Raw genomic sequence first — 14,525 nt, 5'->3', positions numbered from 1 at the left:
CGCCCGGCTGTTGGCCGCCACCGAAAGTGCTGATGACGGAACCATCCACCTTTTCAGTCGTCACAGCAGCGCAAAAGGTTGATGATCATGGGCGGAGGTGACGGCGCCCGGCGGCGGTGGCCGGCCGCGGCGATCAGCCGACGCCGACCTCAGCCGACGGTGGCGGCGCGGGCGAGGCTCTGCGCCAGCGCGGCCGCCGGATCGATGAGGTTCACCGGGTTCCGGTGCGCCCCGACGAGGTGGCCGTTGTGGCGGACGTGCGGGTTGCCCTCGTCGACGTCGCCGACGATGCAGGTGACGTTGTCGCGGCCGCCGGCCGCCAGGGCGGCGTCGACCAGCCGTTGCGCGGCGGTGGTCGGCGTGCCGACGTCGAGGAGGTCGCCGATGACGTGCTCGGGGACGAAGTCGGAGAGGCCGTCGCTGCACAGCAGCACGCGGTCGCCGGGCTGGAGAGCGACCCGCGCGATGGTGACGTCGGGCGTCGTCCCGGCGGTGACCGACCGGACGACGACCGAGCGGTACGGGTGCGTCGGGATGTCCTGGCGCGTGATGCGGCCTTCGTCGACCAGTTCCTGGACGAGGGTGTCGTCGCGGGTGAGCTGGCACAGGTCGGGTCCGCGCAGCAGGTAGCCGCGGGAGTCGCCGACGTGGGCGAGGGTGAACCCGTCGCCGTCGGCGAGCAGCGCCGTCAGCGTCGTCGCCATGCCGGCGCGGGCGGGGTCGCGCCGCACGCCGTCGCCGAGGTGCGCGAACGCGAACTCGACCGCGTCGCTGAGCAGCGCCACCGGGTCCTGCCGCTCCCGTGACCCGAGCACGAACGACGCGACGACGTGCGCGACGCTGGCCGACGCCACCTCGCCCGCCGCGTTGCCGCCCACGCCGTCGGCCACCAGCAGCAGGCCGGCGCTGGCGTAGCCGGAGTCCTCGTTGTTGTCGCGCACGAGGCCGCGATCGGACGTCGCGGCCGGCCGGAATCGGAGCATCGGCACCTCGTCCCCTCGCCGGATCGGTGCCTGCACCCTACGCCCTCCGTCATTGACACGATTCAATGCGCGCCCTACGCTCGCCGCAATGTCGAACGTGATTCGACATTGCCGAACGAATCGAGCGGCCGGACCGCGCGGCCGGAAACGGATCGACGATGACTGACGACGACGTCGCACGGCCGAAGGGCGCCCCGCGCCCGGAGCCGCGGACCGCCATCCAGGCGATCGACCGCACGGTGGGCCTGCTCGACGTCGTCGCCGGCGTCGGCTCGCACGGCATCGGGCTGGGCGACCTCGCCCAGCAGGTGGGGCTGCCGTCGTCGACCGCGCGGACGCTGCTGGCGTCGCTGGTGGCGCACGGGCTGGTCGCCCAGCACGCGACCAGCCGGCACTACCTGCTGGGCTCGCGGTTCTTCGAGCTCAACCGCCGGTTCGTCCTGCAGACCGACCTCTCCGCCGCGGCCGCGCCGGTGCTGCGCACGCTCTGGGAGCGCACCCAGGAGACGGTGCACCTGGCGGTGTTCCACGGGTACCGCCGGGTCGACATCGCCGTGCTGGTCGGCCCGCAGCTGCTCACCATCGACCCGACGACGGCCCGGTTCGTCGACGCCTCGGCGACCCCGCCGTACCGCACCGCGGCCGGCAAGGTGCTGTTCGCCGGGCTGCCGCGGCCGGAGCGTCTGACCATGCTGCGCTCGGCGCCCTGGCGCGACGACACCCCGCCGGACGAGGGCAGGCTGATGGACGCGATGGACGACGTCGCCACGCACGGGTTCGCGACCAACCTCGAGGAGGAGGCGCCCGGCGTCTACGGTGTCGCGGCGCCGGTGCGCGATCACACCGGGCGCACCATCGCGGCCGTCTGCGTCGGGTACCCGTCGGTCCGGCACACCGACGCCCACGCCGCCTCGCTGCGCGACCACGTCGTCGACGCCGCCGCCGAACTGTCGCTGATGCTCGGCGCCGACCCGGGCCAGGTGAGCGCATGACCACCTACTACGACGTCGTGGTCGCGGGCGGCGGGACGGCGGGCGGCCCGGCCGCGACGCAGGCGGCCCGCCTGGGCGCCCGCACGCTGCTGGTCGAGAAGAACGGCGCGCTCGGCGGCACGACGACGGTGGCGGGGGTGTCGCTGCCGGGCCTCTTCCACGCGTGGGGCCGGCAGGTGATCGCCGGCATCGGCTGGGAGGCGGTGACGCGGTCGGTCCGCGAGGCCGGCCTGCGGCTGCCCGACTTCACCCAGTGGGAGCAGCCGCACCACCGGCTGCAGGTCCGGGTGTCGCCGGCGGTGCTGGCGGCCGTGCTCGACGACACCGTGGTCGGCTCGGGGGCGGAGCTGCTGCTGCACGCCATCGTGGCCGAGGCCGCGTGGGACGGCGCCGAGTGGCGGCTGACGCTCGCGACCAAGGACGGGCTGCACCGCATCAGGGCCGGCGCGGTGGTCGACTGCACCGGTGACGCCGACGTCGTCGCGCTCGCCGGGCTGCCCCGCTCGACCCGTCCGCGCCGCCAGCCGGGCACCATCATGGTCCGGCTCGGCGGCTACGACCTCGCCGCCATCGACGTCGACGCCGTGCAGGCCGCGCACGACGACGCGGTGCGGCGCGGCGACCTGCTGCCCGCCGACCTCGCGCACAACCCCGTCGCGAAGTTCCTGCGGGTCCGCGGCGAGAACGCCATCCACGTCACCGGCGTGCAGGGCGGCACCAGCCGCGACAAGACGGCGGCCGAGGTGGCCGGCCGCCGCACCCTGCTGCGGATCCTGCGCTTCCTGCGGCGGCAGCCGGGCCTGGAACGCGTCGTCATCGAGTCGTGGGCGATCGAGACCGGCATCCGTGAGAGCTGGACCATCGACGGCCACGCCACCATCACGCTGGACGACTACGCGGGCGGCCGCGCCTGGCCCGACGCGCTCAGCTACAGCTTCTACCCGATCGACGTGCACCGGCCGGATGGCGACGGCATCGACATCAGGCCGCTCGCCTACGGCACCCTGCCCACCATTCCGCGCGCGGCGATGATCCCGCGCGGATCGTCCCGGCTGGTCGTCGCCGGTCGCGCCATCAGCGGCGACCAGGAGGCGTCGTCCGCGTACCGGGTGCAGGCGTCGTCCATGGCCATGGGCCAGTCCGCCGGGGTCATGGCGGCGCGCGCCGTCGGCCGCGGCGACGACGTCCTGGACCTGCCGCTCGACCTGATCCGCGACGACCTGCGCGCCCACGGGGCGATCCTGCCCGGCGACGTCGTCGTGCCACCCCTGCCCATCAAGGAGACCTCATGACCATCGACGCCGCTCGGTCCCGTCCCGCCCGGGTCCTGATCCAGCGGGCCACGCTCGGCACCGCCCTCGTGGTCGCGCTCGGCGCCTGCGGGTTCGTCAACTCCGGCGACGACGACTCGACCGAGGAGGGCGGGTCGGGCGGCAGCCTCACGGCGTACGTCAACACCGAGCAGAACACCGGCCTCGCGCCGCTGATCGAGGCGTACGAGGAGGAGACCGGCGGCACCGTCGACATCTCCTCGGCCACCACCGACGAGCTGAACCAGCAGTTGCGGGTGCAGCTGACGTCCGGCACGGCGGCGGACCTGATCAGGGTGTCGCCGGGGAACTCCAGCCCGGTCGCGGTCGGGGTGCTGGGCCGCGAGGGCGAGCTGACGGACCTGTCCGACGCGGCGTGGACGGACGAGCTGGGCGACGACACCCGCGCCCTCGCCGAGGTCGACGGGCAGGTGCTGGCCTTCCCGGTGAGCCGCAACGCCATCGTCATGGCCTACAACCGCCAGGTGTTCGAGGACGCCGGCGTCGAGGTGCCCACCACCTGGCAGGAGTTCGTCGACGCCTGCGCGGCGCTGGACGCGGCCGGCGTCACGCCCGTCGCGGCGCCGTTCCAGGGCGGCATCTTCTTCCAGTTCTGGGTCTACGCGCTGGCCGGGACGCTGGTCTACGCCGAGAACCCGGACATCGACGCGCAGCTGGCCGCCGGGGAGACCACGTTCGCCGAGAACGCGGAGTGGAACGAGGTGTTCGCCCGCATCGCCGAGCTGCGCGACGCCGGCTACCTCTCCGACGGCATGCTGGGCATCCCGGCCGACCAGGGGATGCAGTCGGTCGCGACCGGCGACGCGGCGATGGTGCTGATGGTCTCGGCCGGCCTGCCGCAGCTGCACGGCTACTCCGAGGCAGGCGCCGACGCGTTCGGCGTCTTCGCGCTGCCGGCGAACGACGACGCGGAGGCGACGATGGTCCCCGTGGCGCCGGACTTCCTGGCCGTCAACGCGGCCGCCGACCCCGAGGCGGCGCGCGGCTTCCTCGACTTCCTGGCCGAGCCGGAGAACGTCGCCGCCTACGCCAACGAGATGGGCGTGCTGCCCGGCCTGGCCACCGACGTCGAGCTGGACAGCGACGTGCTCGCGCCGATCCAGCCGCTGCTCGCGGACGGGCGTTCCGTCGCCTACGCCAACTACCTGTGGCCCAACGGCGACGTCCAGCAGACCATGCTGCAGTCCGGCCAGGAGTGGCTCGACGGCGCCCTCGACACGACCGGGCTGCTCGGCCAGCTCGACGCCGAGTACGCCAAGGGCCAGTCGTGACCCTGACCGCCAGCCCGCCGTCGGTCGACGGCGAGCAGCGGGTCGCCCGCCGCCGGTCCCGCCGGGCGAGCGTCCCGTACCTGCTGCTGGTCCCGGCGCTTGTCTTCTACGCGTTCGTGGTGCTGTGGCCGACGCTGCAGGGCGCCGGGTACGCGTTCACCGACTGGGCCGGACGGCGGGAGGCGCCGGGCTTCGTCGGGCTGGACAACTTCACCGAGCTGTTCTCGGCGCCGGCGGCCCGGTCGGCGCTGCGGAACACGCTGGTCATCGCGGTCTCGACCACCATCGTGCAGACGCTGGTGGGCCTGGCGCTCGCGCTGGCGCTGCACTCGGCGCTGGCCAGCCGGAACCTGCTGCGGACCATGTTCTTCGCCCCGGCGCTGCTGCCGCCGGTGATCATCGGGTTCCTCTGGCAGTACATCCTCACCCCGACCGGCCCGCTCAACGACGCCCTCGGCGCCGTGGGGCTGGGCGCGCTGACGCAGAACTGGCTCGGCGACCCCTCGGTGGCGCTGGCCAGCGTCATCGCCGTCATCATCTGGCAGAACGCCGGCCTCACGATGGTCATCTACCTGGCCGGGCTCGAGGGCGTGCCGCCCGAACTGCACGAGGCCGCCACGATGGACGGCGCCGGTCGCTGGCAGCGGCTGCGGCACGTGACGCTGCCACTGCTGGTGCCGGCCACCACGATCTCGCTGTCGCTGACGCTCATCGGCAGCCTCAAGCTGTTCGACCAGGTCTACGTCATGACCGGGGGCGGCCCCGGCTACGCGACCGAGACGCTCTCCGTCGTCATGTACAAGGAGGCGTTCGTGTCGGGCCGGTACGGCTACTCCACGGCCATCGCGCTGGTCCTGACGATGATCGTCTTCGCGTTCGCGCTGCTCCAGCTGCGGGCGCTGCGCCGGTTCGAGGTGCAGCGGTGAGCGCCGTGGCGGTGCGCCCGGCGGCCCGGCGGCGGCGGTGGACCCTGCCGCGGGCGGGCGCCGAGCTGGGCATGCTCGCCGTCGCCGCGATCTTCCTGTTCCCGTTCTACGTCTTCCTCACCGTGGCGCTCAAGACGCCGGCCGAGCTGGCCCGCTCGCCGCTGGCGCTGCCGTCGGACCCGGCGCTGGCCAACTTCACCGAGGCCTGGCAGCGCGGCGACCTCGGCACCGCGATGGTGAACTCCGTCGTGGTGACGGGGCTGTCGGTGTTCCTGCTGGTGCTGTGCGGCTCGCTGGCGGCGTACGTGCTGGCCCGGCGCGGCACCCGGCTCGGCTACGGGACGTACCTGCTGTTCCTGCTGGGCCTGATGATCCCGCTGCAGCTCGGCATGGTGCCGCTGTACCAGCTGATGCGCGACCTCAACCTGCTGCAGACGTACACCTCGCTGATCATCTTCGAGATCGGGCACCAGCTGCCGCTCGCGGTGTTCCTCTACGCCGGGTTCCTGCGCGCGCTGCCCCGCGACTACGAGGAGGCGGCGCGCGTCGACGGCGCCGGGTCGCTGGCGGTGTTCCGGCGCATCGTGTTCCCGCTGCTGCGGCCGGTGACGGGCACCGTCGTGATCCTGTCGGCCATCAACATCTGGAACGACTTCCTGACGCCGCTGCTCTACGTCGGCGGGAGCCCGCAGCAGACGCTGCCGGTGGCGATCTTCGCCTTCCGCGGGGAGTTCGCCAGCCAGTGGCAGGTGATCTTCGCCGGGATGGGGATCGCGATCGTGCCGATCCTCGTCATCTACTTCCTGCTCCAGAAGTACATCATCAAGGGCTTCGCCAGCGGCATCAAAGGCTGACGGACCCCCGACCCGGCCGCGGTCGCGGCGGAATCACGGAGGCACCATGGCAGACGCAGGCGCCCGTCCGAACCGTCGGACGGTGATCATCGGCGGGGTGGCCGGGCTGGCGGGCCTGGCCCTCACCCGGCCGGCGTACGCGGACCCCGTCGCGGCGACCGGCGGCGGGCCGCTGGCCCGGCTCGCGCCGCTGCCCGCCAGGCCCGCGCGGACGGCGTTCGCGGCGGCGGAGCAGCGGTACGCGCCGTACCTGGTGACGCTGGCCGACATGGTCAACGACATCGACGACTCCGACGGCGAACTGCGCGGGTTCATGGCCGGCGGCTGGTGGCGCACGCCGGTCGAGCCGTTCAACGCGCGGATCATGGAGCACGTCGCCACGCTGGCCTGGTTCCACGGCGTCGACCGGCCGTGGAACCCGTACCGTCACGACCCCGCCCTGCTCGCCCGCCTCGACGCCGCCATCGGCTACTACCTGCGGCTGCAGCACGACGACGGCTCCTGGTCGGAGTTCTCGCCGGACGAGCGGTCGCGCGCGGCCACCGCGTTCGCGCTCGGGTACCTGAGCAAGACGCTGCACGAGCTGCGCGCCGCTGACGTTCTGCCCGAACGCGGCGCCGAGATCGGCGCCGCGCTGCGCCGGGCCATGACGTGGTTCCTCGACCCTGCCAACACCGGCGTCTGGCAGGACGGCATGGTCGAGTTCGCGAACCAGCCCGCCGCCGGGCTGGCCGGTGCGGCCAAGGCGCTGAACCTCGACCCGGACGCCGGCCTGCGCCGGCTGCTCGACGATCGCGTCGCCTTCTACGCCGCCCACGCGCAGAGCCCGGCCGGGTTCCTCTACGAGCCGCGCGGCATGGACATCGCCTACAACCTCAACGTCACGCTCACCGAGCTGCACGAGCTCCACACCGAGATCGGCCGGCCGGTGTTCCTGCCCATGGTGCGCCGGCTCGCGGAATGGCTGACCTACACCGTCGTTCCCGAGCCGGACGGCGCCGGGCTGGTCTCGTTCGCCTCCGGCGCCGCGCGCACGCCGATGTACTTCCTCGACCCGGTGACGCCGGACCGGCAGCAGCGCGACCTGGGCTCGGTGTTCGCCCGCTCGGTACCGGACCTGCGGGTCTTCTACCCCGCCCGCGAGGAGCGCGACGCGCAGCGGGCGGCGTGGGCGGCGGACCCGGCCCCGGTGCCGGTCCTGGCGCCGGGGGACACCAACCCGCGGATCCCCGCGAACATCCCGTACGGCGAGGGCTTCCCGACCCGGCGGCAGCGCGACGTCGCGATGGCCGGGCTGCCGGCCGTGCGGTTCAGCCGGTTCACCGAACTGCGCGCCGACCCGAACGATCAGCACTACCTGTTCCTCCGGCGCCCGTCGTACTACCTGCAGGCGTTCCTCGGCACCCGGCCCAACGGCGTGGTGCGGGCGGGCCTCGGGCTGCTCTGGCACCCGGACGCGGGCACGTTCGTCCACGGCGGGCAGAACTCCAACGCCGAGTGCTGGGCGACGGTGCTCGCGAACGGCGGCACCGACGGCGCGTCCAACCTGACGCCGTCCTACTTCGCAGGGCCGGTCGGCGCCGGGCCGGTCGTCGAGCCCGGCCGGGTCTCCGCCGTCCGCGGTGACCTCGGCCTGCGCTGGACGACGGCCGGCGGCAACGTGACCGTCGAGGCGCTGTTCACCGACGCCGGGCTGGTCCGCGAGATCACGACGAGCCTGGACGCGTCCGAGCAGATCCCGCTCGTCCTCCGGCCGGGCGACGACGTGCGGTGGTCGACCGGCGCCGAGGTGGCCTTCGGCGCACCGGCCGCCGCGTCGGCCACCTCGCTGGCGATCACCCGCGGCAACGTCACGCTGACGGTCGACTGGGGCGCCGCCGCCGACGCCACCGTCACACCGGCCGCGCGCACCTATTTCCTGGACGCTTCCCGCCGCCTCCACCTCCTGCGCGTCCCGCACGGCCGCGCCGGGCGGATCGCCTACACGTTCACGTCGTAGCCCGCTGGAGCGGCCGGTAGTCGATGACGGTGATGCCCTCGTCGGCGAGGACGGTGCGCGCGCGGGCCGACGTGAGGAACGCGTGGTCGGTGGCGCGCACCCGCCAGCCGGTGGGCTCGATCGTCCGCCACTCCGGGGTCGCGAGCCCCGGGTGGACGGCCCATTCGCTGAGGCCGGCGGGCAGGTCGCGCAGCAGCCGCTCGTACCCGGCCGGCTTGTCGTCGAGGTCGAGAGCGAAGCTGTCGACGAACGGGTGATCGACGACGGGCCGGCCGCGGGCGCGCGCCGCCGCCCGCCCGTCGTCGAGCCAGGCACGGGCGGCGAGGCCGTGCTCCGCGGCGAGTGCCAGGCCCAGCTCGAAGACGTCCGCGCGGCCGCCGTCGGCGAGGCAGTGCCAGTCCAGGTGGGTCGGCGCGAGGCCGGCCCGCAGCACGGTCTCCAGCTGGGCGCGCAGCTCGTGCTCGACGTCCTCGATGCGGGCGCGGGCGAGCAGCCGGTCGCGGCCGGCGGGGGTGTCGGCGTACAGCTCGCCGGTGGCCGGATCGAGCAGCGACGGCACCCGCTCCCGCGCAGCGACCGGCCCCCAGGCGGAGTTGTCGGCGTCGCGGATGAGGGTGAGGTGCACGCCGAACGACAGCCACGGCCGGTCCCGGAGCAGCCGCATGGCGTCGGCGGCGCCCGGCGGCGGCACCATGAGGCTGGCCGAGCGGGCGATCCCGCCCTCGACCGCGTCGACGACCGCCGCGTTGACGGCCGGGTGCAGGCCGAGGTCGTCGCAGTTGACGATCAGCACGCGCGCCGACGGAGCGAAGCCCAGCGCCTCGACCGTCATGTGCCCAGGATGTCATCCGGCCGTATCAGCCGCGCGCCGCGATGCGCCAGTGCCGCGTCCGCTCGTTCTGGCGACTGATCCGCGCGAACACCCCGTCCGTCCCGAGCAGCTGCGCCGGCGTGCCCGCCTCGACCACGCGGCCGTCGTCGAGCGCGACGACGTGGTCGGCCGCGGCGAGCGTGGCGGGGCGGTGCGCGATGACGATCACGGTGCGGCCGGGGTCGGCGCCGAGGTTGGCGATGGCCTGGGTGACCGCGGCCTCGTTCTCCGGGTCGAGCGCCGAGCTGGCCTCGTCGACGAGCACGATGCGGGCCCGCTTGAGCATCGCCCGGGCGATCGCGACGCGCTGCCGTTCGCCGCCGGACAGCTGGGCGCCGGCCTCACCGACGCGGGTCTGCCAGCCGCCGGGGAGCCGCTCGACCACCTCGTCCAGCCGCGCCGCCGCGGCCGCGTCCGCCAGCTCGGCCCAGGTCGCGTTCGGGCGGGCCAGCCGCAGGTTGTTCTCGACGGTGTCGTCGAACAGGTAGACGTCCTGGAAGACGATGGCGATCTCGTCCATCAGCGCCTCCGGGTCGAGGTCGCGGACGTCCACCCCGCCGACGCGCACCCGACCGGCGTCGACGTCGAAGAAGCGGGCGATCAGCCGGGTGACCGTCGTCTTGCCGGAGCCGGACGGCCCGACCAGCGCCGTGGTGGTGCCGGGCCGGCAGCGCAGCGACACGTCGCTCAGCGCCGGCCGGTCGCCGCCCGGGTAGGCGAACCCGACCCGGTCGAACTCGACGTCGGCGGTCTCGATCGTGCGCACCGGTGCGGACGGCGCCGGCAGCGCGGGCACGGCCAGCAGCCCTTCGATCCGCCCGATCTTGTTCGTCATCGCGCGCAGGGCGCCGATCAGCTCGATGAGGTTGCCGAGCGGCTCCAGGAACCGGGCGGCCAGCACGAGCAGCGCGATGGCCGCGGCGATCCCGATGCGCTCGTCGAGGACGAGACCGGCGGCCAGCGCGAGCACGGCGACGAACCCGGCGTTGACGACGCCGGTGTAGACGAAGAACGGCCGCCGCGCGCGTCGCATGCCGTCGCGGTAGGTGTCGCGGTGGTCGGCCAGCGCGGCCCGCATCCGCGGCGTGCCGTCGGCGAGGCCGGCCGCGCGCAGCACCGGCTGCGCCTGACCCAGCTCGATCGCCCGCCCGGCCACCCCGACGGCGGCCCGCTCCAGCTCGACCTCGGCGATCTCGGCGATGCGTGCGGCCCGCAGGAGCGCCCACAGGGCGGCCAGCGCGATGGCGCACAGCAGCAGCGCCATCCGCCAGTCGACCGCGAACGTCACGACGACGACCGTCGCGGGCAGCAGCGTCGACGTGATGGCCGGCCCGGCGACCGTCACGGCCAGCTGCGCCGCGTCGCCGACGTCGGCCGTGACGCCGCGCGCGAGCCGCGCCTTGTGCTCGGCGGTGAACCAGCCCAGCGGCAGTGTGCTGACGTGCCGCATCAGCCGCCGCCGCAGCTGCGCCGCGAGCGTCCCCGCGGCCCGGAACCCCACCGGCGTCGCGACGATGCTCAGCACCGCGTGGACGACCGCGCCGGCGGCCCCGAGCCACAGCCAGGGCGTCGCCGCGGCGAGGTCGGGCTCGGGCCGGACGACGGCGTCCAGGATCGGGACCAGCAGGCCGAGCAGCAGTCCTTGCAGGACGGCCTGCGTGGCGGTGAGCAGCCACAACCGTCCCAGCAGCTGCGGCTCCGGCCACAACCGGTACAGCCGGCGGATCATGCGAGCACCCCTTCCTGTGCGGCCCACATGCGGGCGTACAGCCCGCCGCCGGCCAGCAGTTCGTCGTGGCGGCCGCGCTCGGCCAGCCGCCCGTCGTCGAGGACGAGGATCTGGTCGGCGTCGGCGATGGTGTGCAGCCGGTGCGCGATGACGAGGACGGTCTTGCCGACGGCGAGCGTGGCCAGTGCGTCCTGGACGGCGGCCTCGCTGTCGGGATCGAGCGCGGCGGTCGCCTCGTCCAGCACCACGATCGGCGCGCCGGACAGGATCGCCCGCGCGATCGTCAAACGCTGCCGCTCGCCGCCGGACAGGCTGCCGCCGCCCGCGTCGAGCAGCGTGTCGTAGCCGCTGGGCAGCCGCTCGATGACGTCGTGGACGTGCGCGGCGACGGCGGCCTCGCGGACCTCGGCGTCGCTCGCCCCGGGCCGGCCGATGCGGATGTTCTCGGCGACGCTGTCGCGCAGCAGCGCGACGTCCTGGAACACCAGCGACATCGACGCCAGCAGCTCGGTGGACGGGATCGAGCGCACGTCGGCGCCGCCGATGCGCACCGCGCCGTCGCTCACGTCGTAGAACCGCGGCAGCAGGCCGGCCAGGGTGGTCTTGCCCGCGCCGGACGGGCCGACGATCGCGGTGACCGTGCCCGGCCGGCACACCGCGCTGACGCCGTCGACCGCGTGGGTCACGCCGTCGTAGGAGAAGCGGACGCGGTCGAACTCGACACCGTGGCCGTCCGGGCGGCGCGGGTGCGCCGGTTCCGGCAGCGGCGCCCGGGCCAGCAGCCGCTCGATGTTGGCCGCGCCCATGCGCCCCTTGCGCACGCCCTGCATGGCCGTGACGGCCGGGAGGATCGAGTTCGGCAGCCCGATCGCGACGACGAGGAACGCGACGAGGTCCGCGACGGCGAGCGTCCCGCGGTCGACGAAGGCCAGCCCGGCCGCCGTCACGACGGCGAGGACGGCCAGCTCGGAGCCGAACAGCCGCGACGCCGCCGAGCTGCGCCGGACCTCGGCCACCCACGCCGCGAACGCCTGGGTGTGTTCGTCGACCGCGTCGTCGAAGCGGCGCAGCACGCGCCCGCCGGTGCCGAACGTCTTGACCACCTGGATGCCGTCGGCGTACTCGATGCCGGCCGCGCTGATGCGCTGGTCGGCGGCGATCAGCCGGTTCATGTGCGTCGTCATCGAGCGCATGGAGATGCGGTAGAAGACCGCCATCAGGGCGAGGACGCCCAGCACGATCAGCGCCATCGGCGGGTCGACCACGAACAGGTAGGCGCTCGCGACCGTCATCACCGTGACTGCGCCGGTCAGCTGCCCGAGCGCGTGCGCGATGACCTCGTGCATCTCCTCGAGGTCGCCGGTCATCGACCGCTTGACCTGGCCCGAGCCCGCGGCGCGGAACCAGCCCAGCGGCAGCGCGCCGAGGTGGCGGACGATCCGCCCGCGCAGCTCGTGCAGGATCGCGGCGTCGGCGTAGTGGCCGATCCGCGACGACTGCACGAGCAGCACCAGCCACAGGCCGGCGCCCGCCGCGCCGATGCCGACCCACGTCCAGATCGCCCGCCGCGCCCCGTCCGGGTCGTCGAGCAGCACCCGCGCGATCTCGGCGACGGCGATGTACGGCACGATCCCGGACGCCGAGCTCAGGGCCGAGAGGATCGCGCAGGCCACGAGGTGGGCCCGGATCGGCGCGAGCAGCCGGGCCAGCGCTCCCGGCTTCGCGAGGCCGGCGACGGGCTCGGCGGCGGCGTGCGCCGGCCCCGCGGGAGCGCGGGTGTCGGTGGTCATCGAACTGATCCTCCTAGGAAGGTATGCCTAACCTCACGAAGCATCTTGAGTCTTCAAGGCGAGTTGATGTCAACTGGACCCATGAGCGTCTCCATCGGCCAGGCCGCCGCCCGCTTCGACCTCGCGCCGTCGACCCTGCGGTGGTGGGAGTCCCAGGGCGTGCTGCCCCCGCCGTCGCGCCACAACGGCCGGCGCGCCTACACCGAGACCGACCTGCGCCGCATCGGCCTCGCCTACCTGTGCTGCGTCACCGGCGCGATGCCGCTCGACCAGGCCGCCATCGTCACGTCGGCGAGCCGGAACCAGGACTGGCAGCAGGCGGTGCAGCGCCATGCCGACGTGGTCGAGGAGCGCATCGAGCGGCTGCGCCGGGCCCAGGCGTACCTGCTGCACCTGCTCCAGTGCCCCGACGACGACATCGTCCGCGACTGCCCCCACCTCGACGACGAACTGCTCCGGCACGTCCCGGCCGGGCGTGACGAAACGCGTGACGAAACCGCTGCCGCCTCCGGCCAGTGCGTCGTCTGTGCGGCGCCGCTCACCCAACCGGCCCGCGGCCGGCCCCGCCGGTACTGCTCGCCCGCCTGCCGGCAGCGGCGCTACCGCGTGTCGGCGTCCTGACTCGTCCTCCGCCGGTTCGCGTGGTGCCGGGGACGCGAACTCCGGAGAGGTGCCGCAGGCTCAGGTCTGTGGGCGAAGCCCGCGCAACCCAGGGCGAGCGGGGGCGGTGACGTCGCCGGTGCGCCGCAGTCGCATCCCGCCGGGCGCACAAGGAGCGCCATGACGACCGGACGCCCTGGCATGGGGTTGCGGACGCCGGTCAGGAGGGTGGCAGCACTTGGGGGCCGTAGCGCTCGGCGCAGAAGCGGCGCAGCCGGGCAGCGAACGACGCGAGGGTGGGTGAGGCGTGGTGGCTGGGCCGCCACGCGGCCCAGAGGTGGATGCGCAACGCGGCACCGCTGTGCAGGATCTCCAGCGGGTGCAGGCCGAACCGGGGGTCGTCGGTGACGATGGCGGCGCCGCGGCCGGCGGCGGCGAGGGCCTGGGCGACCTGGGCGTTGGAGGTCTCGACAGCCGATTCCAGCGCGAGCCCGGCCTGGTGCAGCGCGCCGTCGAGGATCTGCCGGGGCTTGAGGTGCGGCGGCAGCACGACGACCGGCATGGTGGCGAGGTCGTCGAGGGCGATGTGCGGGCGGCCGGACCAGGGGTGGTCGGCGCGGACGTAGGCGAACACCGGCAGGACGGCGATGGCCGCGCGGGCCAGGTCGCGGTGCGGCCGCTCGGTGACGATGACGAGGTCGACGCCGCGGTCGAGGGCCGCGTAGGCGTCGTCGGGGCCGGACTCGATGACGGTCGGGACGGGGTCGTCGTCGCGGAGGGTGGCGAGGAACGGCGCCAGCACGTCGGTCAGCGTGGTGGTCGGCGCGGCCAGCGCGATGTGGCCGAGCCGCCCGGCGGCCAGCTCGGCCGCCGCCTGCCTGGCGTGCTCGGCCCGCACCAGCAGGTCGCGCGCGATGGGCAGGAACTCGCGGCCCGCCGCGCTGAGCACCAGCCGGCCGCGGACCCGGGCGAACAGGTCGGCGCCCAGCTCGCGTTCGAGCTGACGCAGCTGCCGCGAGAGCGCCGGCTGGGTCAGGTGCAGCTCGGCCGCCGCGCCGCTGGCCGTGCCGACGTCGGCGGTGGCGACGAAGTAGCGCAGCACCCGGAGCTCCATCGCACCCCCTCAGGCATGCTCAGCAGGCATAGACCGCCATGCTATCGGGTATTGGACGGCATGAA

General features: G+C 74.1%; 12 protein-coding genes. 7 read left to right on the top strand and 5 right to left on the bottom strand.

The window, feature by feature from the left end; all coding sequences use genetic code 11:
- Positions 1 to 149: 149 nt before the first annotated feature.
- On the bottom strand, positions 150 to 983 hold the full coding sequence (locus BLV02_RS20525; RefSeq protein WP_069109910.1) for a PP2C family protein-serine/threonine phosphatase: 834 nt from the start codon (positions 981 to 983) through the stop codon (positions 150 to 152).
- Positions 984 to 1,141: 158 nt separating this feature from the next.
- On the opposite strand from BLV02_RS20525, the gene BLV02_RS20520 reads away from it, so the two are divergent.
- Genes BLV02_RS20520 through BLV02_RS20495 form a run of 6 tightly spaced genes read left to right on the top strand, consistent with a single transcriptional unit; the run spans position 1,142 to position 8,356 of the window.
- Positions 1,142 to 1,975: an IclR family transcriptional regulator gene (locus BLV02_RS20520; protein ID WP_069109909.1), complete on the top strand. Its 834-nt coding sequence runs from the start codon at positions 1,142 to 1,144 to the stop codon at positions 1,973 to 1,975.
- Positions 1,972 to 3,267: an FAD-dependent oxidoreductase gene (locus tag BLV02_RS20515; protein ID WP_069109908.1), complete on the top strand. Its 1,296-nt coding sequence runs from the start codon at positions 1,972 to 1,974 to the stop codon at positions 3,265 to 3,267. The genes BLV02_RS20520 and BLV02_RS20515 overlap by 4 nt, the downstream gene beginning before the upstream one ends.
- Positions 3,264 to 4,577 (top strand): ABC transporter substrate-binding protein, encoded by a 1,314-nt coding sequence (locus tag BLV02_RS20510; RefSeq protein ID WP_069109907.1) that lies wholly within the window; start codon positions 3,264 to 3,266, stop codon positions 4,575 to 4,577. The genes BLV02_RS20515 and BLV02_RS20510 overlap by 4 nt, the downstream gene beginning before the upstream one ends.
- Positions 4,574 to 5,503, top strand: a complete 930-nt coding sequence (locus tag BLV02_RS20505; RefSeq protein ID WP_069109906.1) for a carbohydrate ABC transporter permease — start codon at positions 4,574 to 4,576, stop codon at positions 5,501 to 5,503. Before BLV02_RS20510 ends, BLV02_RS20505 begins: the two co-directional genes overlap by 4 nt.
- Entirely contained in the window at positions 5,500 to 6,357 is an 858-nt protein-coding gene (locus tag BLV02_RS20500) for a carbohydrate ABC transporter permease (RefSeq protein WP_141711422.1), read from the top strand. The genes BLV02_RS20505 and BLV02_RS20500 overlap by 4 nt, the downstream gene beginning before the upstream one ends.
- Positions 6,358 to 6,403: 46 nt before the next feature.
- On the top strand, positions 6,404 to 8,356 hold the full coding sequence (locus BLV02_RS20495) for a hypothetical protein (protein WP_069109905.1): 1,953 nt from the start codon (positions 6,404 to 6,406) through the stop codon (positions 8,354 to 8,356).
- Here BLV02_RS20495 and BLV02_RS20490 read toward each other — a convergent pair.
- Genes BLV02_RS20490 through BLV02_RS20480 form a run of 3 tightly spaced genes read right to left on the bottom strand, consistent with a single transcriptional unit; the run spans position 8,346 to position 12,746 of the window.
- Positions 8,346 to 9,188 carry a ChbG/HpnK family deacetylase gene (locus BLV02_RS20490; RefSeq protein WP_069109904.1) on the bottom strand — a complete coding sequence of 281 codons (843 nt, stop codon included), beginning with the start codon at positions 9,186 to 9,188 and terminating at the stop codon, positions 8,346 to 8,348. The two genes, BLV02_RS20495 and BLV02_RS20490, sit on opposite strands and share 11 nt — an antisense overlap.
- Positions 9,189 to 9,213: 25 nt before the next feature.
- Entirely contained in the window at positions 9,214 to 10,956 is a 1,743-nt protein-coding gene (locus BLV02_RS20485; RefSeq protein WP_069109903.1) for an ABC transporter ATP-binding protein, read from the bottom strand.
- Positions 10,953 to 12,746 carry an ABC transporter ATP-binding protein gene (locus BLV02_RS20480; RefSeq protein ID WP_069109902.1) on the bottom strand — a complete coding sequence of 598 codons (1,794 nt, stop codon included), beginning with the start codon at positions 12,744 to 12,746 and terminating at the stop codon, positions 10,953 to 10,955. Before BLV02_RS20480 ends, BLV02_RS20485 begins: the two co-directional genes overlap by 4 nt.
- An 81-nt stretch (positions 12,747 to 12,827) precedes the next feature.
- Between BLV02_RS20480 and BLV02_RS20475 the strand changes: the two genes are divergently transcribed.
- The gene (locus BLV02_RS20475; RefSeq protein ID WP_216094043.1) at positions 12,828 to 13,367 is read left to right on the top strand and encodes a MerR family transcriptional regulator; all 540 of its coding nucleotides are present in this window, start codon (positions 12,828 to 12,830) and stop codon (positions 13,365 to 13,367) included.
- Positions 13,368 to 13,566: 199 nt separating this feature from the next.
- Here BLV02_RS20475 and BLV02_RS20470 read toward each other — a convergent pair whose 3' ends face one another.
- Entirely contained in the window at positions 13,567 to 14,460 is an 894-nt protein-coding gene (locus BLV02_RS20470; protein ID WP_069109900.1) for a LysR family transcriptional regulator, read from the bottom strand.
- Positions 14,461 to 14,525 lie beyond the last annotated feature (65 nt).

This window comes from Jiangella alba, from assembly GCF_900106035.1.
GTDB lineage: Bacteria > Actinomycetota > Actinomycetes > Jiangellales > Jiangellaceae > Jiangella > Jiangella alba.
Note: the sequence above shows the minus strand (reverse complement) of the source record. Positions and strands in the feature narration are given on the sequence as shown.

What these genes read in the sequence shown, in the direction of transcription:
- BLV02_RS20525 (WP_069109910.1), bottom strand. Translation starts at nt 983, where the DNA reads ATGCTCCGATTCCGGCCGGCCGCGACGTCCGATCGCGGCCTCGTGCGC.
- BLV02_RS20520 (WP_069109909.1), top strand. Translation starts at nt 1,142, where the DNA reads ATGACTGACGACGACGTCGCACGGCCGAAGGGCGCCCCGCGCCCGGAG.
- BLV02_RS20515 (WP_069109908.1), top strand. Translation starts at nt 1,972, where the DNA reads ATGACCACCTACTACGACGTCGTGGTCGCGGGCGGCGGGACGGCGGGC.
- BLV02_RS20510 (WP_069109907.1), top strand. Translation starts at nt 3,264, where the DNA reads ATGACCATCGACGCCGCTCGGTCCCGTCCCGCCCGGGTCCTGATCCAG.
- BLV02_RS20495 (WP_069109905.1), top strand. Translation starts at nt 6,404, where the DNA reads ATGGCAGACGCAGGCGCCCGTCCGAACCGTCGGACGGTGATCATCGGC.
- BLV02_RS20490 (WP_069109904.1), bottom strand. Translation starts at nt 9,188, where the DNA reads ATGACGGTCGAGGCGCTGGGCTTCGCTCCGTCGGCGCGCGTGCTGATC.
- BLV02_RS20485 (WP_069109903.1), bottom strand. Translation starts at nt 10,956, where the DNA reads ATGATCCGCCGGCTGTACCGGTTGTGGCCGGAGCCGCAGCTGCTGGGA.
- BLV02_RS20480 (WP_069109902.1), bottom strand. Translation starts at nt 12,746, where the DNA reads ATGACCACCGACACCCGCGCTCCCGCGGGGCCGGCGCACGCCGCCGCC.
- BLV02_RS20475 (WP_216094043.1), top strand. Translation starts at nt 12,828, where the DNA reads ATGAGCGTCTCCATCGGCCAGGCCGCCGCCCGCTTCGACCTCGCGCCG.
- BLV02_RS20470 (WP_069109900.1), bottom strand. Translation starts at nt 14,460, where the DNA reads ATGGAGCTCCGGGTGCTGCGCTACTTCGTCGCCACCGCCGACGTCGGC.